19 protein-coding genes are annotated in these 19,835 nt (G+C 66.6%); 14 read left to right on the forward strand and 5 right to left on the reverse strand.

The window, feature by feature from the left end; translation table 11 throughout:
• Positions 1 to 30: 30 nt before the first annotated feature.
• Entirely contained in the window at positions 31 to 699 is a 669-nt protein-coding gene (locus HB677_RS15605; RefSeq protein ID WP_213816665.1) for a hypothetical protein, read from the reverse strand.
• Between the two features lie 168 nt (positions 700 to 867).
• Here HB677_RS15605 and HB677_RS15610 point away from each other — a divergent pair, with 168 nt between their 5' ends.
• Together HB677_RS15610 and HB677_RS15615 are read left to right on the forward strand one after the other, a co-directional pair.
• Entirely contained in the window at positions 868 to 2,082 is a 1,215-nt protein-coding gene (locus tag HB677_RS15610) for a HupE/UreJ family protein (RefSeq protein WP_213816666.1), read from the forward strand.
• Positions 2,083 to 2,240: 158 nt separating this feature from the next.
• Positions 2,241 to 4,406, forward strand: coding sequence for a metallophosphoesterase family protein (locus HB677_RS15615; protein WP_213816667.1), 2,166 nt, complete (start codon positions 2,241 to 2,243; stop codon positions 4,404 to 4,406).
• Between the two features lie 73 nt (positions 4,407 to 4,479).
• Here HB677_RS15615 and HB677_RS15620 read toward each other — a convergent pair whose 3' ends face one another.
• Complete coding sequence (locus HB677_RS15620; protein WP_213816668.1) at positions 4,480 to 7,053, reverse strand: excinuclease ABC subunit UvrA; 2,574 nt, start codon at positions 7,051 to 7,053, stop codon at positions 4,480 to 4,482.
• 230 nt (positions 7,054 to 7,283) lie between these two features.
• Here HB677_RS15620 and msrB point away from each other — a divergent pair, with 230 nt between their 5' ends.
• From msrB to HB677_RS15635, 3 genes are all read left to right on the forward strand, one after another.
• Entirely contained in the window at positions 7,284 to 7,745 is a 462-nt protein-coding gene (gene msrB / locus HB677_RS15625; protein WP_213816669.1) for a peptide-methionine (R)-S-oxide reductase MsrB, read from the forward strand.
• Positions 7,742 to 8,260 carry a peptide-methionine (S)-S-oxide reductase MsrA gene (msrA, locus tag HB677_RS15630; protein WP_213816670.1) on the forward strand — a complete coding sequence of 173 codons (519 nt, stop codon included), beginning with the start codon at positions 7,742 to 7,744 and terminating at the stop codon, positions 8,258 to 8,260. Before msrB ends, msrA begins: the two co-directional genes overlap by 4 nt.
• Positions 8,261 to 8,458: 198 nt before the next feature.
• On the forward strand, positions 8,459 to 9,388 hold the full coding sequence (locus HB677_RS15635; RefSeq protein WP_213816671.1) for a S1C family serine protease: 930 nt from the start codon (positions 8,459 to 8,461) through the stop codon (positions 9,386 to 9,388).
• On the opposite strand, the gene HB677_RS15640 is transcribed toward HB677_RS15635, so the two are convergent.
• A complete protein-coding gene (locus HB677_RS15640; protein WP_213816672.1) occupies positions 9,375 to 9,746 on the reverse strand; it encodes a VOC family protein in 372 nt (123 codons plus the stop codon). The two genes, HB677_RS15635 and HB677_RS15640, sit on opposite strands and share 14 nt — an antisense overlap.
• An 83-nt stretch (positions 9,747 to 9,829) precedes the next feature.
• Here HB677_RS15640 and HB677_RS15645 point away from each other — a divergent pair, with 83 nt between their 5' ends.
• Both HB677_RS15645 and HB677_RS15650 read left to right on the forward strand, forming a co-directional pair.
• Complete coding sequence (locus HB677_RS15645; RefSeq protein ID WP_213816673.1) at positions 9,830 to 10,306, forward strand: MaoC family dehydratase; 477 nt, start codon at positions 9,830 to 9,832, stop codon at positions 10,304 to 10,306.
• 47 nt (positions 10,307 to 10,353) lie between these two features.
• Positions 10,354 to 10,893 (forward strand): YbhB/YbcL family Raf kinase inhibitor-like protein, encoded by a 540-nt coding sequence (locus HB677_RS15650; protein ID WP_213816674.1) that lies wholly within the window; start codon positions 10,354 to 10,356, stop codon positions 10,891 to 10,893.
• A 29-nt stretch (positions 10,894 to 10,922) separates the two neighbouring features.
• Here HB677_RS15650 and HB677_RS15655 read toward each other — a convergent pair whose 3' ends face one another.
• Complete coding sequence (locus HB677_RS15655; protein ID WP_213816675.1) at positions 10,923 to 11,837, reverse strand: hypothetical protein; 915 nt, start codon at positions 11,835 to 11,837, stop codon at positions 10,923 to 10,925.
• A 254-nt stretch (positions 11,838 to 12,091) separates the two neighbouring features.
• Here HB677_RS15655 and HB677_RS15660 point away from each other — a divergent pair, with 254 nt between their 5' ends.
• Complete coding sequence (locus HB677_RS15660; RefSeq protein ID WP_213816676.1) at positions 12,092 to 12,670, forward strand: TetR/AcrR family transcriptional regulator; 579 nt, start codon at positions 12,092 to 12,094, stop codon at positions 12,668 to 12,670.
• Here the strand turns inward: HB677_RS15660 and HB677_RS15665 are convergent.
• Complete coding sequence (locus tag HB677_RS15665; RefSeq protein WP_307852624.1) at positions 12,667 to 13,491, reverse strand: IclR family transcriptional regulator; 825 nt, start codon at positions 13,489 to 13,491, stop codon at positions 12,667 to 12,669. The two genes, HB677_RS15660 and HB677_RS15665, sit on opposite strands and share 4 nt — an antisense overlap.
• Positions 13,492 to 13,583: 92 nt before the next feature.
• Between HB677_RS15665 and hutH the strand changes: the two genes are divergently transcribed.
• The 6 genes from hutH (at position 13,584) to HB677_RS15695 (ending at position 19,780) form a co-directional block, all read left to right on the forward strand.
• Entirely contained in the window at positions 13,584 to 15,155 is a 1,572-nt protein-coding gene (gene hutH / locus HB677_RS15670; RefSeq protein ID WP_213816677.1) for a histidine ammonia-lyase, read from the forward strand.
• A gap of 536 nt (positions 15,156 to 15,691) precedes the next feature.
• Positions 15,692 to 16,738, forward strand: a complete 1,047-nt coding sequence (locus HB677_RS15675) for an ABC transporter substrate-binding protein (protein WP_213816678.1) — start codon at positions 15,692 to 15,694, stop codon at positions 16,736 to 16,738.
• Between the two features lie 31 nt (positions 16,739 to 16,769).
• Positions 16,770 to 17,621, forward strand: coding sequence for an ABC transporter permease (locus HB677_RS15680; RefSeq protein WP_255546670.1), 852 nt, complete (start codon positions 16,770 to 16,772; stop codon positions 17,619 to 17,621).
• On the forward strand, positions 17,614 to 18,417 hold the full coding sequence (locus HB677_RS15685; RefSeq protein WP_213816679.1) for an ABC transporter ATP-binding protein: 804 nt from the start codon (positions 17,614 to 17,616) through the stop codon (positions 18,415 to 18,417). The genes HB677_RS15680 and HB677_RS15685 overlap by 8 nt, the downstream gene beginning before the upstream one ends.
• Before the next feature lie 11 nt (positions 18,418 to 18,428).
• Complete coding sequence (locus tag HB677_RS15690; protein ID WP_213816680.1) at positions 18,429 to 18,797, forward strand: cupin domain-containing protein; 369 nt, start codon at positions 18,429 to 18,431, stop codon at positions 18,795 to 18,797.
• Positions 18,797 to 19,780 (forward strand): alpha/beta hydrolase, encoded by a 984-nt coding sequence (locus HB677_RS15695; RefSeq protein WP_213816681.1) that lies wholly within the window; start codon positions 18,797 to 18,799, stop codon positions 19,778 to 19,780. The genes HB677_RS15690 and HB677_RS15695 overlap by 1 nt, the downstream gene beginning before the upstream one ends.
• The last annotated feature ends 55 nt before the right edge of the window (positions 19,781 to 19,835 follow it).

Genomic DNA, 19,835 nt, shown 5'->3' on the forward strand with positions numbered 1-19,835 from the left:
CATCGACGGCGGTCGTCGCTGAGTCGCGATTTACTCGATCCAGAGCACAATGCCCGTCATATCGACGAGTACGGAGGCGACACCTGCCCGCACGGCCGCAGCGGTGCGTTTGGGGGTGAACGACTTCTCGTCGAAAGTTGACGACGCCCCGAGTCCCTCGCCGCGGAAAGACGCCCCGGACCAGTCAACTGCGGTGACGTTGTACGTCGGCTCGGCGACTTCCGCTCCGACCACCAGGAAGTTTTGGTGCAGGTTGCTCGCGGTGACGGTCGCCAGCGCATCGATGAGGTCGTTGCCCGCCGTGATGATGAGGTCGGGCTTCAGGTCCATCGCCTCGACGATGCCGTCGATGTGGTTGTCGTCGGCAGCCACGGTGCGCAGGTCCACGTGCGCGGCCTTGGCCCAGTCGACGACGGCCTTCGCCACAGCCTTGGCGGGCGCATCGGTGCCGGCGGTGAGAAGCACGACGCGGTAGCCGTCGGAGGGTCGTACGCCGTCCCACGAGCCGGGCGCCGGGTTGATGGTCGCCTCGGGGCTGGGCGTCGACGACGGGATGAAACCCGCTCCAACCGCGCCGACAGCCGTCGGTGTGGGATGGGGCTTGGTCCAGTCGCCGGTCGAGGCGGCGCACCCGGCGAGCAGCGCCAGGGCGAGTGTGGAGGTCGTAAGCAGGGCAGCTGTCCGTCGAGGGGAGCGCAAGGAAAACCGTCCTTCGGTAGAGCGGGGTGAGCAAAGGGTGCAGCGTCACTCTGCTGGAGATCGGTCCGGAGCGCCAGTTGACGACGCGACAGTTGTGCAGTCGTTTTCCTGTTGTCTTCCCGTCGTTCATCTATCCGCGAAATGCTGCTGGCCGACCAAAGGAGACCCATGCCGCGTGGTTCGCGACGTTCTGTACTTGCCCTCTTCGTCGGGGCCGCGGCTGTCATTGTCGGCATCATGGGCGCCGGTCCTGCGGCAGCGCACGGCTTTACCTCGGTTGTCTACGCGGACGTCAGCGCCGGCGCCAAGGGCCACGTCGTCACGACGCTCCAGCTGGAATACGACCTGCTCGTTGTGTCTGCCGCCGACGACCAGAAGGACGAGGCGCTGTTCCAGGACGGGACGGACGCGTTTGATTCGGGGGATGCCTCGGCCGAGGCATCCGTTCTCCGCGACCATCTGGACACGGTCCTCGCCTACGTGAGCCCGCGCTTTACAGTGTCGTCGGGTGGCGAGGTGTGCGTGCCGAGCATTACCGGCGATCTCACGATGTCGATCAAACAGGATGCGCCGTACGTGACCCTCGTGCTCGACAGCGCGTGCGGGAAGCCCAGTGGCGACCACACCGTGGCGAGCAGCCTGTTCCCCGACTCCGAGCAGTTCGTCACCGGAACGAAGACGATTCTCACCTATGACATCGACGAGCACACCGGCAGCGCGGCACTCGACGCGGAGCAGCCGACGTTCTCGACGGAGCAGAGCACGGGGGAACGGTTCTGGGAGTTCTTTCGGCTGGGGGCCGAGCACCTGCTGACAGGGCTCGACCACATCCTGTTTCTGCTCGCGCTGATCGCCGGTTCGCGCCGGCTGCGTGAGGTGGTGCTGGCGGCAACGGCCTTCACGCTCGCCCACTCGGTGACGTTCATTCTTGCTGCCACCGGGGTCGTCTCCGTGCCCGCCGCCTTTGTTGAGCCCGTGATCGCCCTGTCGATCACCGCGGTGGCCGCCTGGTATCTCTGGCGGCTCTGGCGTCGCGGCGACGAAGCAAACGACTTCGACACGACCCGTGGCACGTTCGGGCTCGATCGCGCCGGATGGCTGCGACTGGCTGCCGTATTCGTGTTCGGGTTGGTGCATGGCCTGGGCTTTGCCAGCGCGCTCGGCATCGATGAGCCCTGGTCGTGGACCCTGCTGTGGTCGCTGCTCGTCTTCAACGTGGGTATTGAAGCCGTGCAGCTGACGATCATCGCGATCGTGTTCCCGCTGTTGATGCTGCTGCGTCGGCGTACGCCCCGGGTCGGACGCTGGGTCACGGGCGCGATCGCCGTCGTGGTGTCGGTCGCTGGCCTGATCTGGTTTGTAGAGCGTGTGTTTCAGCTCTGAGTTCACTGTGAAAGTTCGGGGCAACGCCACCCGGATGGGGGCAGTTGTTCAACCGACGTTCATGCGCGGACAGAACTCTGGGTAGTGCTCGCATTCTGCGGTTTTCATTTCTGCGCGGTGCTCGCTCCCCCTCCCTTTACTCAAGAAGAAGGACATCCATGTTCTATCTGTCCGAATCAGAAAGCCCCACGCGGCGTGCGCCCAAGCGCGCGTCGATGTGGCTTGCTGCATCCGTTGCACTCTGCACGACCTTTGCCGTGGCCGGCATTGCCGCCACTCCGGCAATGGCCGCTGGCACCGCGAACCTGACCGGGATCGTGCTGGGCGTTGGCCCCACCGAGACCCAGCGGATCGTTTCCTGGTACTCCTCCGCGGACAACGTGCAGTTTGTGCAGCTGGCACCGTCGTCCGCCGTTGTTGGCGACGTGTACCCGTCTACCGCAACGCTGTTCTCTGCCTCCGGCGCTGCTAACACCACCACCGCCGCGGCCGGCACCTTCAACCGCAACGCCTCGGTGAAGGGACTCAAGGAGAACACCACGTACTCCTACCGGGTCGGTTCCGTGGGCAACTGGTCCGCCACCTACTCCTTCAAGACGCAGTCCTTCGACGGCGACTACGACTTCCTGTTCCTCGGTGACCCGCAGATCGGGTCATCCGGAAACGTCGCGATGGACGGCGCAGGATGGGCCGACACGCTGAAGGTCGCCACCGCGGCCAACCCGAACGCTGAGCTTCTCGTTTCGGGCGGCGACCAGGTCGAGACCGCGAACACCGAAGCGCAGTGGGATGCATTCCTCGCGCCCGACGCACTTCGCCAGGTTCCTTACTCTGCGACCATCGGTAACCACGACGTTGGTGGCAAGGCCTACGAGCAGCACTTCACGGTGCCCAACGCGAGCAAGACCGCTGCGCTGTACTCGAACGGCACCCCGACGTCGGACACGTCCGGTGGCGACTACTGGTACATGTACAAGGACGTTCTGTTCATCGACCTGAACAGCAACAGCTACGCGACCACCCAGGGCGGTGGCGGTGACGCTGCTCACCTCAGCTACGTGACCGACGTCATCAACGCGCACGGCGCCGACGCCAAATACAAGGTGCTCGTGTACCACCACTCGATCTACTCCGCTGCGGACCACGCAAAGGACGGCGACAACAAGGTTCGCCGCGTCGACTTCCCGACCACGTTCTCCAAGCTCGGCGTTGACCTCGTTCTGCAGGGTCACGACCACAGCTACACCCGTAGCTACGAGATCAAGAACGGCGAAAAGGCCAACGATGCCGAGAAGCCCGGCCAGGCTGACGTCTACCCGGGCCCCGGCGGCGTGCTCTACGTGACCGCCAACTCGTCTTCCGGCTCGAAGTACTACGACATCACGGCTCCCGACTCGAGCGGTACTTCCGGTGCCGGAAACGGCGCTGACGCGCTGAACCCGGCCAGCTACTGGTACAACTCGGTCGAAAACCAGGAGCACGTGCGTACGTACGTCAAGGTGCAGGTCAAGAACGACAAGCTTGTCGTCGAGAACCTTCGTAGCGGCACGTGTGCCGCGCCGAACGCTGCTGTCGAGCTCGCCAAGGTTGCGTGGTGTGGACCCGACAGCGGCGCGACCGCCGCGAAGCCCGTCGGCACGCTCGTTGACGCTGTGACGATTCACTCGAACCACGTGCCCGCAACGTCGACCCCGACGGCAACGCCGACGGCCACGCCGACCGCGACGCCGACGGCAACGCCTACGTCCACCCCGACCGGCACGCCGACGAACACCCCGCTGCCCGCCAAGACCTTCGCCGCAACGACGACCCCCGGACTCCACGTCCAGGGTTCGACGATCTCGGCAACGGCCACTGGCCTTGCACCGAACGAGCGTTTCTACGTTCGCATGCACAGCGAGACCGTCTACACGGGAACTGCTAACGCGAAGGGTGTGGGTTCCGCCCGCTTCTCCATCGCTGGCGACGTAACCGAGGGCAAGCAGGCTCTGCTGTTCGTGGGATCGACCACCGAGCGCACCGGCGCCACCGCGACGTATGTCGTGGCGAAGTCGAAGTCTCTCGGACTCGGCCTTTCCCGCTCCTCCGTGGCCCCCGGCAACGCCTTCACCGTCACGGTGAAGGGCCTGGTTCCCGGTGAGCCGCTCGTACTCACTTACGGCGGAAAGCGCATCTCGGTTGCAACCGCACATGCGTCAGGCTCGGGTAGCTTCGCAATGAAGTTCACCACGCCGTCCACCCCGCGTGGAACCGTGAGCCTCGACGTGCGCGGCCTCACCGCAACGCGCGCCGGACACGCGGCCATCGCGGTGTCGACCCGCTAGTAACACCCCGTCACGAGGGCGCCTCACCGATACTGGTGAGGCGCCCTTCGGCGATTAAGACGAGTAGCCGCGACTAGCTCTGCAGCGCGACCGCGAGGTAGGGGGCCGTCCGGCTCCGCGGGTTGTGGGCCACCTCGGCCGGAGTTCCGGTTGCCACGATGCGGCCGCCCTCGTCGCCGCCGGATGGCCCCATGTCGATCACCCAGTCGGCTGCGGCAACCACGTGCATGTCGTGCTCGACGACAACGACGGTGTTCCCGGCATCCACCAGTCCATTCAGCTGCTCGACCAGCAGCCGCACGTCCGCCGGGTGGAGCCCCGTGGTTGGCTCATCGAGCACGTAAACGGTGTGGCCGCGCCGCACGCGCTGCAGTTCGGTCGCCAGCTTGATGCGCTGCGCCTCGCCGCCGGAGAGCTCCGTTGCAGGCTGCCCCAGCCGCAGGTAGCCGAGGCCGACGTTGCGCAGGGTCTCCAGCGCGCGGGAGGCGGCGGGAATCTCGTCGAGGAAGCCCGCGGCCTCGTCGACGGTCATGGCAAGGACGTCCGCGATGGATGCCTCGTGGTACAGCACCTCGAGGGTTTCCCTGTTGTAGCGCGCACCTCCGCACTCGGGGCAGGGCGCATAGCTGCCCGGAAGAAACAACAGCTCGACGGACACGAAGCCCTCGCCCAGGCACACATCGCAGCGTCCGCCGGCCACGTTGAACGAGAACCGGCTGGCGTCGTAGCCGCGCTCGCGTGCGTCGGGGGTCGCGGCGAAGGTGGAGCGCACCGCGTCGAACAACCCGGTGTACGTGGCGAGGTTGGACCGCGGAGTGCGCCCGATCGGCTTCTGGTCGACCTGCACGAGACGGTCGACAGCGTCAATGCCCAGCACCCGGTCAATCTTTGTCACCGCGGGAAGGTCGAGGTCGGCCTCGCCGGGATCGGTGTCATCCGCCTGGTCCACCGCGGCGGTGGAGGAGGGGAGGGCGGATGACCCGCCACCGCGCACCCGGGACGTGATGGCATCCGCCAACACCTGGCTGACCAGCGTGGACTTGCCGGATCCGGAGACGCCGGTGACGGCGGTGAACACGCCCAGCGGGACATCCGCGTCCAGATCCTGGATGTTGTGGCGGGTGATGCCGCGCAGGCCGAGCCAGCCGGTGGGAACGCGGGGCTCGTGCGGCTCCACGTCATCGGAGACGGCGGGGAAGAGGAAGGGGCGCGTCACCGATTCGGTGACTCCGTCGAGACCGGCGACCGGCCCGCTGTACAGCACGGAGCCTCCGCCGGTTCCGGCACCGGGGCCGACGTCGACGATCCAGTCCGCGTGGCGCACGACGTCCATGTTGTGTTCGACGACGAAGACGGAGTTGCCCGATCGCTTCAGCTCCTCAAGCACGGTGATGAGCGGCTCGGCGTCGGCGGGATGCAGGCCGGCGGATGGCTCGTCGAGAACGTACACGACGCCGAAGAGGCCCGATCGCAGCTGGGTCGCGATGCGCAGGCGCTGCATTTCGCCGGGCGAGAGCGTTGGCGTCGCGCGGTTGAGGCTGAGGTAGCCGAGGCCGAGGCTCACGAGCACCTCGACGCGCTGCAAAAGGTCCGCGGAGATCGTCACCGCGACCTCGGTCAGTTCGCCGGAGGAGACCTCCGGCCGGGCGACGCGGGCATCCCGCAGCGATGCGGTGGGGCGCAGCGCCTCGGCGAGGGCGGCAAGCGACAGACCGTTGAGCTCGGCGATGTTCAGACCGGCGAACGTCACGGCGAGGGCCGCGCGGGTCAGGCCGCTTCCGCCACAGAGGCTGCAGCGGGATGTCTCGACGAAACGCTGCGCGCGGGTGCGCTGTGCCTCGCTCTTGGAGTCCGCGAGCGTGTGCATGATGAAGCTCTTCGCGCTCCAGAAGCGCCCTTTGTAGGGCTTGGCGACGCGGTCGCGCTGGGGCGTCACCTCGACGACGGGTTGTTCGTCGGTGAACAGCAGCCAGTCGCGGTCTGCCTGGGGCAACTCACGCCACGGCACTTCGATGTTGTAGCCGAGGCCGGCCGTCACGTCCCGCAGGTTTTTGCCCTGCCACGCTCCGGGCCACGCGGCGATGGCCCCGTCGCGAATGCTCAGGCTGGGGTCGAGCACGGCGGTGCGCTCTGTCACGTCGTGCGCGATGCCGAGGCCGTGGCAGCGCGGGCACGCGCCGGTCGCGGTGTTGGGGGAGAACGAGTCCGAGTAGAGCCGTTCGGTGGTGTCGCTCGGGTAGGTGCCGGCACGGGAGTACAGCATGCGGGTCAGGTTCGAGAGCGTGGTGAGGGTGCCGACGGTCGACCGCGAGCTGGGAGCGCCGCGCCGCTGCTGCAGGGCGACGGCCGGCGGCAGGCCGGTGATCTCGTCGACGTGCGGGGTGCTTCCCTGCGCGATGAGCCTGCGCGCGTACGGGGCCACCGACTCCAGGAACCGCCGCTGCGCTTCGCCGAAGATCGTGCCGAACGCGAGGGACGACTTACCCGACCCCGAGACACCCGTGAACGCGACGATACTGTCACGCGGGACATCCACGTCCACGTCCCTGAGGTTGTTTTCGCGGGCGCCGCGCACGCGCACAAAGCCCGGTCGGTCGGCGGTCGTGGGGAGGGCGGATGAGTCGGGCTGCAGTGATTGGGTTGGCACCGTCTCAACCCTAGATGGCGCACCTGTTTGCCCGGTGAGGTGGCGTCTAGAGCCAGTATGACCTATCGTGCGAGCCCCGGGATCCGCAGTGGTGGGCGCCCCCGCGCGCGAATCTGTGAGCGCGCTGTGGGTTACGCGAGGCCCGGGAACTTCCGCGAACACCGCGGCGTTATACCCATCAGAGTCAAGATCACCGCAGCCAGTGGTGGCCGTACGAGAAGGAGTAACCCGTGCCGACCGAGTACCGCAAGACCGCAGAGGCGCTGTCCAGCCTCACCCCCACGCAGTACAGCGTGACCCAGGAGGACGACACCGAGCCTGCCTTCCGCAACCGTTACTGGGACAAGAAGGACGCTGGCATCTACGTTGACGTAGTGACCGGCGAGCCGCTGTTCTCGTCGACCGACAAGTACGACAGTGGCACCGGGTGGCCCAGCTTCACCGGTCCGATCGACCCGGCCAACGTGGTCGAGAAGAAGGACCGGATGTTGTGGATGACCCGCACCGAGGTTCGGTCCGTGCACGGTGACAGCCACCTCGGGCACGTGTTTAATGATGGTCCACGCGAAAGCGGCGGACTTCGCTATTGCATGAACTCGGCCGCACTGCGATTCGTCGCGGTCGAGGATTTGGAGAAGGAGGGCTACGGAGAATTCCGCAGCCTGTTTACGACCGAGGAGGCCGCACGATGAGTGGAAAGACAGAGAAGGCAACGCTGGCCGGAGGATGTTTCTGGGGCGTCGAGGAGCTCGTGCGCAAGCGCCCGGGCGTCATCTCCACGCGCGTCGGGTACACCGGTGGCGACACCCCCAACGCGACCTACCGCAACCATGGCGACCACGCCGAGGCGCTCGAGATCGAGTTTGATCCCGAGCAGACGAGCTTCCGTGACCTGCTGGAGTTCTTCTTCCAGATTCACGACCCGTCGACGAAGAACCGCCAGGGTAACGACCGCGGCCGCAGCTACCGTTCGGCCATCTACTACGCCGATGCCGAGCAGGAGCGCGTAGCCCGCGACACCATCGCCGACGTCGACGCATCGGGCCTGTGGCCCGGCAAGGTCGTCACCGAGGTCGAGCCCGTTGGACCGTTCTGGCTCGCCGAGCCCGAGCACCAGGACTACCTGCAGAACTACCCCGACGGGTACACCTGCCACTACGTCCGTCCGGGCTGGAAGCTGCCGCACCGCGAGTCGGTCGCCAGCTAGTACCGGCCACCCCGCGCAACTCCCGCCGATCCCTGCAATCTCTCGCGAGATTCCGGCCGGCGGGAGTTAGCGCAGGCTTTGGCGGGAGATCGTCGCACGCGGCGGGAGTTATAGCTCCCGCCGCGTGCTTTTTTCTCCCGCCGTACGCCGTGAGCGAAGCAACCCCACCGCGTCCATCACCCGTTGTGAGATGGATGCATGAACGATCACGAAATCTTTGACGCCTACTCCACCACGGTGATGGGCGTAGCGGACGCCGTTCTGCCGTCCGTCGCGAGTGTCTCCGTGCGCACCTCCCGGGGCGCGGGGATGGGCAGCGCATCCGTCATCGGCGCCGATGGCCTGATGCTCACCAGCGCCCACGTCGTGGCCGGGGCCCGCCGGGTCGAGGTCGCGTTCGCCGACGGGCGCGAGTCCGAGGCCGCCGTCATCGGGGCAGACCCGCTCTCCGATCTCGCCGTGCTGCGGGCGTCGGGCCCGACGCCCGATCCGGTGACGTTTGGCGATGCATCCACTCTCCGCGTCGGTCAGCTGGTGGTCGCACTCGGCAACCCACACGGTCTCGCTGGGAGTGTGACGGCGGGCATCGTGTCCGGTCTCGGGCGCTCCCTCCCGACGCAGGTCGGCCGGGTCATCGACGAGGTGGTGCAGACCGACGCTGCGCTGAATCCCGGCAACAGCGGCGGAGTGCTCGCCGACGGCCACGGCCGCATGGTCGGGGTCAACACCGCGGTCGCCGGCGTGGGCCTCGGGCTCGCGGTGCCCATCAACGCCACGACGCTCGAGATCATCGACACCCTCACCAGATTCGGGCGGGTGCGCCGGGCGTGGCTCGGTATTGCCGGCGTGCAGGTTCCCCTGCCACCGGATGTGGCCGCCAAGGTCGACTCGCCCACTGGCATGCAGGTCGGCTCGGTCATCGTGGGCAGCCCGGCCGATCAGGCAGGCATCCACCGCGGGGACATCGTCATCCAACTCGATGGCAGCCGCATCGTGAACGCGACGGCGGTGCAGCGCCTCATGGTCGAGAACGCCATCGGACGCCGCATCGAGATCACGGTCTGGCGCAACGGCGCCCTCGTCGACGCGATCGTGCACCCCCGCGAGCTGGAGCTCAGCGAGCGCTAGTCTCGCTCGCCTCCCAGAGCTGCACCGCGTTGCCCTCGGGGTCGGTGAGGGTGGCAAACCGGCCGATCGGGTACTCCGTGTCGTCGACGGTGACGCGGATGCCCCGCTGGCGCAGCTGGTCGACCATCGCGTCGAGGCTCCTCACCCGGAAGTTGATGGCCCACGTCTTCCCCTCGAGGGTCGGTTCGTCCCCGTCCATGGCGGCGAACGCCGTGGGACCGGCTTGCTGGTGCCACACGTCACCGCCGTACAGGTCGGGCGGCGGCTCCACGCCGAGGTTGGTCGCGTACCAGTCGGTCAGCGCCGCCGGATCCCGTGCCGCGAAGAAGAAACCACCAATGCCGAGTACTCGCTCCATGCGGGAAGCATAACGACCGGGACATCCGCCCGCAGCCCTCGTGCCAGTGAGTGTCAGCCCTTCGTGCGTAGAGTTGACGTGACATGAATAATGCTTTCGCTGTGCCGCTGGCCGACCGCTACTTCGAGGATTACGAGGTTGGCATCTCGGCAGAGTACGGCGCCTACGAGGTGACGGAAGAGGCGATCGTCGCCTTCGGGGTGGCCTTCGACCCGCATCTCATGCACACCGACACCAGCGCGGCGGGCACCGGCCCTTTCGGCGGGCTGATCGCGAGCGGGTGGCACACCACCGCGATGATGATGCGCATCATGGTCGACAACTTTCTCAACGAGCGCACGAGCCTCGGGTCGCCCGGCGTGGACGACCTGCGCTGGCGCCTGCCGGTTCGCCCGGGGGACACCCTGACTGCCCGGTTCACCGTTGTCGCCGCACGCCCGTCGGCGTCGAAACCCGACCGTGGGCTGCTGCACACCGCGATCGAGTTGATGAACCAGTCCGGCGACATCGTGATGTCCCAGACGATGCTGAACCTCGTTCGCCGTCGTCCCCGCACCTGACCCGTACCTGATCCGCGACCCATCCACCCGCAGAAGAGAGAACAACAATGACCGAGAACGACCCGTTCGCCCGTATCCCCGAGGTTCCGTCCTTCACCGTTACCAGCACTGATGTGGCCGATGGCGTGCAGTTCGCGCCCGCGCAGATGTCCGGAGCGTTCGGCGTCGAGGGTGGAGGCGACGTGTCGCCGCAGCTGTCGTGGAGCGGAGCGCCGGAGGGCACGCAGGGCTACGCCATCACCGTGTACGACCCCGATGCACCCACGCAGGCAGGCTTCTGGCACTGGGCAGTCGTGGGTATCCCCGCCGATGTGACCTCGCTTCCGGCCGGCGCCGGCGCCGCGGACGGAGCCCTGCTTCCCGCCCCGGCGTTCCAGCTGCCCAACGACGCCCGCCAGGTCGGCTTCATCGGTGGCGCCCCGCCCGCCGGACACGGTCCGCACCGCTACTTCGTGACCGTGCACGCCCTCGACGTGCCGACGATCGACATCCCGGCGGACTCGACGCCGACATTCCTCGCGTTCAACATGCTGACGCACGTCATCGGCCGCGCGATCGTCGTCCCGATCGCCGAGATCACCGAATAGTTTCGGAAAGCGGATGACCCGGGGCGGGCTCAGACTCGTGGCAGCGCCCGCTCCGCGTCGGACCCCGTGGGGAGAAACAGCTCGAGCTCGGAACCGACGGAGACGATGGTGATGACGGTCACGCCCTCGTAAGACTCGTGGTCGCGTGACCGCACCGCCGTGATGGACGCGAGGCTCACAACGGTGCGCACCATCGACGCCGCGGGTGCCCCTTCGCGGGTCATCCACTTCGTTCTCGACAGAACAGCGAGCTCGGTGGGAGTCAGCGCGAGCACCGCGCCGTGCAGGGTCATCGGACGCAGGGACCGCAGCGCTCGCCGCAGCCCACCGCCGAGCGGTGCGACGACCCGGCGTCCGTGGGCGCCCAGCAACGTCAGTCGCGGCTCGCGCAGCGCGAAGTCGTTGATGGTGTTGGTGAAGAAGGCGTCGTCGCGGCCGAGTTCGTCCAGGGCGAGGGGCATGGTGAGGGGCGTGGATGCCGCGTCGGCGGCGAGCCTGATCCGCGCCGGTCGCTCGGGGATCAGGCCGCGCACGGTGTCGACCAGCCGGCGCACGGTGGCGGACGACGACCCGTTGTAGGGCGCGGAGTAGGTTTCGCCGCTGGTGAGCTGGAGTACGAGTCTGCCGTCCAGGAGGTCTGCACCGCTCGACAGCACGGCGATCTCGTCGAGGGCGATCCGGCGGGTGGCGAAGGTGTCGCCGTCGCGGCGGAGGATGACGACGGCGTCGTGCCGCACGTCCACGAGCAGGTCGTAGAGGTTCATGCCGGCGACGAGGTCGCGGCGGCTCTCGGGGCGCGGGAACTTGAGCACGAGCGTGCTGGTCGTGACGTCGATGGACGCGGGGGCAAAGAGCGGCGGAATGTCGTCCGGCGTGCGCACCTCGGACACCCAGGGGCCGAACGCGTTGTACTCATCGAGGGCTTTCGTGCTGGCGATACTCATGCTCTGATGCCCCTTTGCGTGCCCGACCATTCGTACGCTAGCACCGCGCGAGACCCCCGCCGATAACACGAGAAAAAGTTCGATCGGCCGTAGCGCCCGGGAAACCAGTACTGTGTGTCCCCAGGCGCAGTGGGTTGTTGTTGATGATCCCTATTAAATTGGCACACACTACCTACACGGCATCGTCGCGGGTCTCACTCTCACGGTGCTGACGTCCCAGGACGGACTGTGATGAATGACCGAGGAGACTTTCGATGAGTGACCAGGTGGAACGAGACGCTACGCGTGGCACCCAGCGCCGGCCCGACCCGCGCGTTGCCCGCACCCGTATTCACGTTCTCGAGACCGCGCGGCGAATGTACTCGTCGCGTGAGGCGCACAAGCTGAACTTCGGCACCCTCGCGGAGGCGGCGGAGGTGTCCCGCAAGACGCTGCAGTCCCACTGGGGCACCATCGAGAACCTGCTCGTCGACGCCCTCGCGTATTACCAGGAGGTGGTTCCCGAGGTAACCGACGAGTCGCCGCGCGAGCGCCTTCGCCGTTTCCTCCTGATGATCCGGGACGGCAACGCCAACCCGATCGTCGCGGCAGCATCGATCGCGATGGTGGCCGAGAGAAAGCAGTCGCAGGCAGCGGATGGCTCGGAACCGGCCCTCAACGCACAGTGGCTCGCAGCCTTCAACGAGACGGTGGCACCGGCAACGGAGCGCCAGTACGCGCAGCTGGTCGGTGCAGTGGTGTTCCAGGAATTCTTCGGCCCCGAAACCCCCTCCGACGAGTTCATCGACGAACTCGTGGAGAGCGGAGCCGTCATCCTAGGCTTCCCCGACTAGCTGCCGCTTCCGCGGATGCGCCGCGTGAGTTCGGACGCGTAGCGCTGTACTTCGGTCGCCAGCTCAGGCCACGCGTCCCGGGGAATGTTCTCCCGCGGAAACGTCACCGCGATCCCCGCGGCAGGCCAGCCCGTGTGGTCGCGCACAGCTACGGCGACCGACGCCATGCCCTCTGTCACCTCGCCGTCTTCTGCGGCATACCCGTGCGCCCGTACCTCGTCGAGAACCTTGGTCAGCTGGTAGTAGCTGGAGGTCGGGATCCCCGGCAGATCGGTGCGCTGGGCGAACGCGTCGGCGTTGGGGAAGAGCGCACGCACCTGCGACTTGGGCAGGGTGGCAAGAAGTGCCCGGCCGCTGGCAGTGAGGTGACTCGGCAGCCGCACGCCGACGTCGGTCACCAGCGCGGGGCGCCGGGGTGCGCGTTCCTCGACGAGATAGATCACATCGCGCCCGTGCAGCACCGCAAGGTGCGCACTCTCGCCGATCTCGTCCACGAGGTTCGCAAGGATGGGGCCACCCAGCCGCGACAGCGGTTCCTGCCGGGAAAATCCGGAGCTCATCTCGAACGCGGCGATCCCGATGCCGTACCGCCGCGCCTCGGGAAAGTGCAGCACGAAGCCAAACTCCTCGAGCACCGACAGCAGGCGGTAGACCGTCGAGCGGGGCAGGCTCAGTGCCGCGGCGATCGTGGACGCGGCAACCGGTCCGCGCTGCGCCGCGAGGTACTGCAGAATTCCCAGGGTCTGCCGGGCCGCAGGAACCGCGGCGGGCTTCCGTGCCGTGCGCACTGCTGACCCGCCGATCTCGCCTGACTCGGCCACCGCGCCATCTCCTCGTCCACCTGTCTCACCGACGAGACAGCATCCTCGCGAAAGACTACGCCCGCGTGCGAACGATGGAGTCAGATGGAGTCATGAGTAATGGCGCATTCCCCCACACGGTTTCGGTCGACACGATTACGGTCGGCATTGGTCCCGTCACCATCGACGAGCTGGTTTCCGTCGCCCGCTACGGTGCGCAGATCAGGATTGCGGATGACTCGCGCGAGGCGATCACCGCCAGCCGGGCCATCGTCGAAGAACTCGCCACGGACGTCGAACCTCACTACGGAATCTCGACAGGCTTCGGCGCGCTCGCCACGACGTTCATCGCGGCGGACCGCCGCGTGCAGTTGCAGCAGAGCCTCGTTCGATCGCACGCCGCGGGCTCCGGCGCGGAGGTCGACCGCGAGGTGGTGCGTTCCCTCATGCTCCTGCGGTTGTCGACGCTGCTCACCGGCCGCACCGGCATCCGCCTGGTCACCGCCGAGACCTATGCCGCCGTGCTCAACGCCGGCATCACCCCCGTCGTGCGCGAGTACGGCTCGCTCGGCTGCTCGGGAGACCTCGCGCCCCTGGCCCACTGCGCCCTCTCCATCATGGGGGAGGGGACGGTGCGGGATGCCTCGGGTGAGCTCATGCCCGCTGCCGACGCCCTTGCGGCTGCGGGCATTTCTCCCGTGCTGCTCGCGGAGAAAGAGGGGCTCGCCCTCATCAATGGCACGGACGGCATGCTCGGCATGCTGTCCCTCGCCATCCACGACCTCGAGAAGCTCATCACCACGGCGGACATCGCGGCGGCCATGAGCGTCGAGGCGCTGCTCGGCACCGACGCGGTGTTCGCCGATGATCTCGCCCGCCTGCGGCCGCAGCTCGGCCAGGGGGCATCCGCTTCCAACATCCGTCGCATGCTGGATGGTTCCCCGATCGTCGCAAGTCACAAGGGGCCTGACTGCACGCGGGTGCAGGACGCCTATTCGCTACGGTGCGCGCCCCAGGTGCACGGGGCCGCACGCGACACCCTCACCCACGCGACGCTCATCGCGTCGCGCGAGCTCGCCTCCGCCGTCGACAACCCCGTCATCACGCTCGACGGGCGTGTGGAGTCGAACGGCAACTTCCACGGCGCACCCGTGGCGTACGTGCTCGACTTTCTTGCGATTGCGGTGGCCGATGTGGCCAGCATGTCCGAGCGGCGTACCGACCGCATGCTCGATCCCGCACGTAACCAGGGACTGCCCGCATTTCTGGCTCACGACGCCGGTGTCGACTCCGGGCTCATGATCGCCCAGTACACCGCCGCGGGAATCGTCTCGGAGCTGAAGAGGCTCGCGGTCCCGGCATCCGTCGACTCCATCCCCTCCAGCGCCATGCAGGAGGACCACGTGTCCATGGGGTGGGCCGCCGCCCGCAAGCTCCTGACCGCTCTCGATGGGCTCACGCGCGTGATCGCCATCGAGGTCATGACTGCCTCCCGGGCGCTCGATCTGCGCGCACCCCTGGCGGCGGGACCGGCAACGGGCGCCGTGCGTGACCGCGTGCGGATCGATGTTGCGGGCCCTGGCAGCGACCGTTTCCTGTCGCCGGAAATCGAGGATGTCACGGCCGCCGTGGCCTCCGGTGCGATCCTCGCCGCAGCGGCGTCTGTCGTGGCCGACCTCTACTGAGCTGATCAAGCATTCCCTGTCCTCCACCGCCGACCGAGAAATTCTCGCGAATCAGCAGGCTCATAGGGACGAAACAATCACTTAACACTTGCGACACTGGGCCGTAATAGGCATAGACGAACATATATTTTATTAGATCGGCAGACGCGCATCCCGGTGGGCGTCACCCGCACGCGTTCTGTGTCGTCGGTCTTGATCGTCCCGAATGGTGACACCGCAGTCACGGCTAGCTCGACATTTTCGCCAAGTCTCCCACTTCCGTATGGCATAGCTACCTCGGCTCCCGTGTGCATCCGCACGCGTGGGCCGCAACCCGAAGTGAGGTGACCCGTGATCCCCAGTGGCATATCTTCCGCCCGATGCGCGCATCCGGTCGCCGCTCGCGCCGGTGGCGACGTTCGCGGATCCTCCCCTTTCCTGGCAGACGACCGTAACAGCCTCAGGTTCGTCGACCCCGGAAAGCTCCCGGCACCACAGCACGGTATGCACCACTGCATCACTCCATTGCCTAGACGACAAGACGAAAGGATTCACTCATGAATCGACGCCTTTACGCCGTCGGTGCAGCCGCTCTCGCCACCCTCGTGGCGTTGACCGGATGCGCTGACACCAGCGGTAGCAGCAGCAGTAGCTCGGGATCGGGAACAACGACGGACGTCAAGTTCGCACTGGACTGGACCCCCAACACCAACCACACCGGCCTGTACGTCGCCATCGAAAAGGGCTACTTCAAGGACGCGGGCATCAACCTGACCGTCCTGCCCTACAGCGACAGCTCAACCGACACCCTGATCAACTCGGGAGCCGCAGACTTCGGCATCTCGTTCCAGGACACGGCAACCTTCGCGACCGCGACGGGCGTCGCCAACACCTCGGTGTTCGCAGTCCTCCAGCACAACCCCGTCTCGATCGGTGTTCTCGCCACGGCGACCGACATCACGTCTCCCAAGGACCTCGACGGCAAGATCTTCGGTAACGCCGGCAGCTCCGAGAGCTACATCAAGGAAGCGACCGACGCCATCACGAACGACGGTGGTACGGGCAAGTTCACGTCCGTGACGCTCGGCACCTCGGCCTACGAGGCGCTGTACGCCGGCAAGGTCGACTTCGTCGGTGCGTTCGAGACCTGGGAAGGCCTCGACGCCGAGCTCAAGGGCACGCCGATGAAGTTCTTCCACCTCCAGGACTACGGTGTGCCGGACCTCTACAGCGTTGTCGTCAACGCCAACAACGGCTGGCTCAAGGATCACCCGGATGCCGCAAAGGCATTCGTTGGCGCTCTCCAGAAGGGCTACCAGTTCGCCGCCGACAACCCCAAGGAAGCCGCCAAAATCCTCATCGATCAGAACCCCGGAGTCTTCGAGGACGAGCAGCTCGTCTACAAGAGCCAGGAAGAACTGAGCGCGAACTACCTGAAGGACGCCGCCGGCGTCGTCGGAACGCAGACCACCGAACAGTGGCAGGCATTCTCCGACTACATGTTCAAGGCTGGCCTACTCGTGGACGCGGACGGCAACAAGCTGACCGCTGCTCCGGACGCGTCGACCATGTTCACCAACGATTACCTCACTGACACCAAGTAGTACGCCCCCTCAACCGCTAGGAGCTATCCCCATGAGCGCTGCTGCAACTACCCGGGCGGGTGATCGCGACATCGTCACACCACCGAGGGCACGCAAGCCACGACGGAGCGGTCGGAACATGGTGGCCATCGCGCTGCCACCGATCGTGATCGTTCTTGTTGTGCTGATTGCATGGCAGATCATCGCCACCGCCACCGGCACAAAGCCGACAGTGCTGCCCTCGCCGCTGCGCATCATTCAGCAGGGATGGATCGCCCGCGACACCATCTGGCTCAACACCGTTCCCACGCTGCAGGAGACGGCCATTGGATTCGCGGTGTCTCTCGCGGTCGGATGGATCCTCGCGATCATCATCGACTTCTCGCCGCTGCTTCGCCGGGCGCTCCTGCCGCTGCTCGTGGCATCCCAGACGATCCCCGTGATCGCGCTGGCGCCGCTGCTCATCATCTGGTTCGGCTTCGGTCTGCTTCCGAAGGTGCTCGTCATCGCACTGGTGACCTTCTTCCCCGTGGCGGTCGGTCTCATTGACGGCTTCAACTCCACCGACCGGGAAGCCACCAATCTGCTGCGCAGCATGGGGGCAAACCGGTGGAAGCAGTTCACCTACGTTCGTCTCCCGTCCGCACTGCCGGCGTTCTTCACCGCGCTGCGCATCGGCATCACCTACGCCGTGACCGGCGCCATCTTCGCCGAGTACGTCGGAGCCATCAATGGCCTCGGTATCTACATGTCGATGATGAAGAACTCGTTCCGTACAGACCTTGTACTCGCCGCCGTGTTCGTCACGGCCGCGGTCAGCATCTGCTTGTTCCTCCTGACCTTCGTGGTCGAACGCCTCATCATTCCGTGGCACTCCAAAGAAAGGAGGAGTCGTCGTGGTTGAGCCCAAGATCGAACTCCGCAACCTGGCCAAGACGTTCCAGCTGGCCCAGGGCCAGTCCCGTCACGTCGTCGACAACGTCTCGTTCTCCGCCCAGCCCGGGGAGTTCGTCGCGGTCATCGGCCCCAGTGGCTGCGGCAAGAGCACCATGTTCAACATCATGGCCGGCCTGGAGACCCCGACCTCCGGTGAGGTCCTCGTCGACGGCAAGGTCGTCACGGGCGAGAGCGAACACTTCGCCTACATGCCGCAGAAGGACCTGCTGTTCCCGTGGCGCACGATCCTGGAGAACACGGCCCTCGGCCTCGAGGTGCGTGGGATGAAGAAGAAGGAAGCGCGCGCAAAAGCCGCCGACCTCTTCGCCACGTTCGGCCTCGCCGGGTTCGAGAACGCCCACCCCTTCGAGCTGTCCGGTGGAATGCGCCAGCGCGCGGCCCTCCTGCGCACGGTCGTGCAGAGTCGCGATGTGCTGCTGCTGGACGAGCCGTTCGGTGCCCTCGACTCCCTCACGCGCCTCGAGATGCAGTCGTGGTTGCAGGGCGTCTGGTCCGAGAACTCCTGGACGGCCGTGCTCATCACCCACGACATCCGCGAGGCGATCTATCTCGCCGACCGCGTCATCGTGCTGAGTGCCCGTCCGACGACCGTCCGTCTCGACATCAAAATCGACCTGCCGCGTCCGCGCGAGGTCGGCATGATCACGACGCCCCAGTTCGCTGACTACGAGAAGGAACTGATCGACACCCTGCACGAGGAGTCGCGCAAGGCGATGGCTCAGCAGATGCCGACCGCGGTCTAAGGAATTCCGACATGGTGATGGTGAGGCCGGCACTGCGCAGGTTCGCGGTAGCTGATGCGGAGATCTTCCGCGGGCAGGTGCTGGTGAGTCCCATCGTGGGGCGGGATGACGTCGACTCCGTGCTGATGTCTGAAGTGACGTTCACTTCGGGCGCCCGCACGGTGTGGCACCGTCACGCCCAGGAGCAGATCCTCGTCATCACCAAGGGAAGCGGCATCGTCGCCGACCGCACGACGGAGCACACTGTTGAGAAGGGTGACGTGGTGGTCGTCCCCGCCGGTGACGAACATTGGCACGGCGCTCCCGAGGGGTCGACCATGTCGCACCTGGCGGTCCTGCTGTCGACCGAGACCACACTGCTCGACGAAGTGGGGCAGTGATGCCGCTCACCGATCCCCGGCTGAGCGACCCGGATGCAGCGGCCATCATGGCGGCCATCACGATCGCGAACGCCGGGTCCGTTGCCCCACCCCGTCACCTCGGCACGATCGAGGACGCGCGCGCCGCCAGCCCGGTGCCCGCGGTGAACGCGGCGGCGTTCGCCGTCGTCTCCCGCGACTTCGTCGTTCCCGGTTCGGACGGGCTCACGGTGCGCCTGTACCTCCCCACGAACTCCGAGCCGGTGGGGACGTTCGTCTACCTCCACGGCGGCGGCTGGGCCCTCGGCGGTCTCGACATCAACGACGGTGTGTGCCGCGAGCTCACGCAGAGCGCCGGAGTGGCCATCGTCAGCGTCGACTATCGCCTCGCCCCGGAGCATCCATTTCCCGCCGCCCTCGACGACGGCGCATTCGTGCTGGACTGGGTCGCCGCCGGCGCCCCGGGCATCGCCGAGACGCTGCCGTCCGCCCTCGGTGTTGCCGGGCTCAGCGCGGGAGGTGCCCTGGCCGCGGTGCTCGCGCGCCGGTCCCGGGACGGGCTCGCGCCCCGTGTCATCCAGCAGCTGCTCATCTGCCCGGTGCTCGACTGCGACTTCGACCGCGCTTCGTACGTCGACAACGCGAACGGCCTGTTGCTCACCGCCGACGACATGCGCTGGTTCTGGAGCATGTACGCCCCCGACAACCTGCGGGGACAGGTGGATGTCACGCCCGCCGCGCTCACGGACTACGCGGATCTGCCCGCCGCGACCGTCATCGTTGCGGGCGCCGACCCGTTGCGCGACGAGGCCCTCGACTACGCGGGCAGGATGACCACGGCCGGCGTCTCCACCGAGACGCTGCTCGTTGACGGCGTGATGCACGCGTTCCCGGCGTTTCCCGGTATCGCGAGCGGCCTACGGGTGCTCCGCGAGGCCTCGGAGCGCGTGACCGACCTGTTTTCTAAAGATTTGTCAGCTCAGGCTCAGGACCCCCTTCGGTGACCGGATGGAATGGGTTACGGTACGAAAACAATATTTATTGCACAATCGGAAGGTC

Source organism: Glaciihabitans sp. dw_435, from assembly GCF_018449675.1.
GTDB lineage: Bacteria > Actinomycetota > Actinomycetes > Actinomycetales > Microbacteriaceae > Glaciihabitans.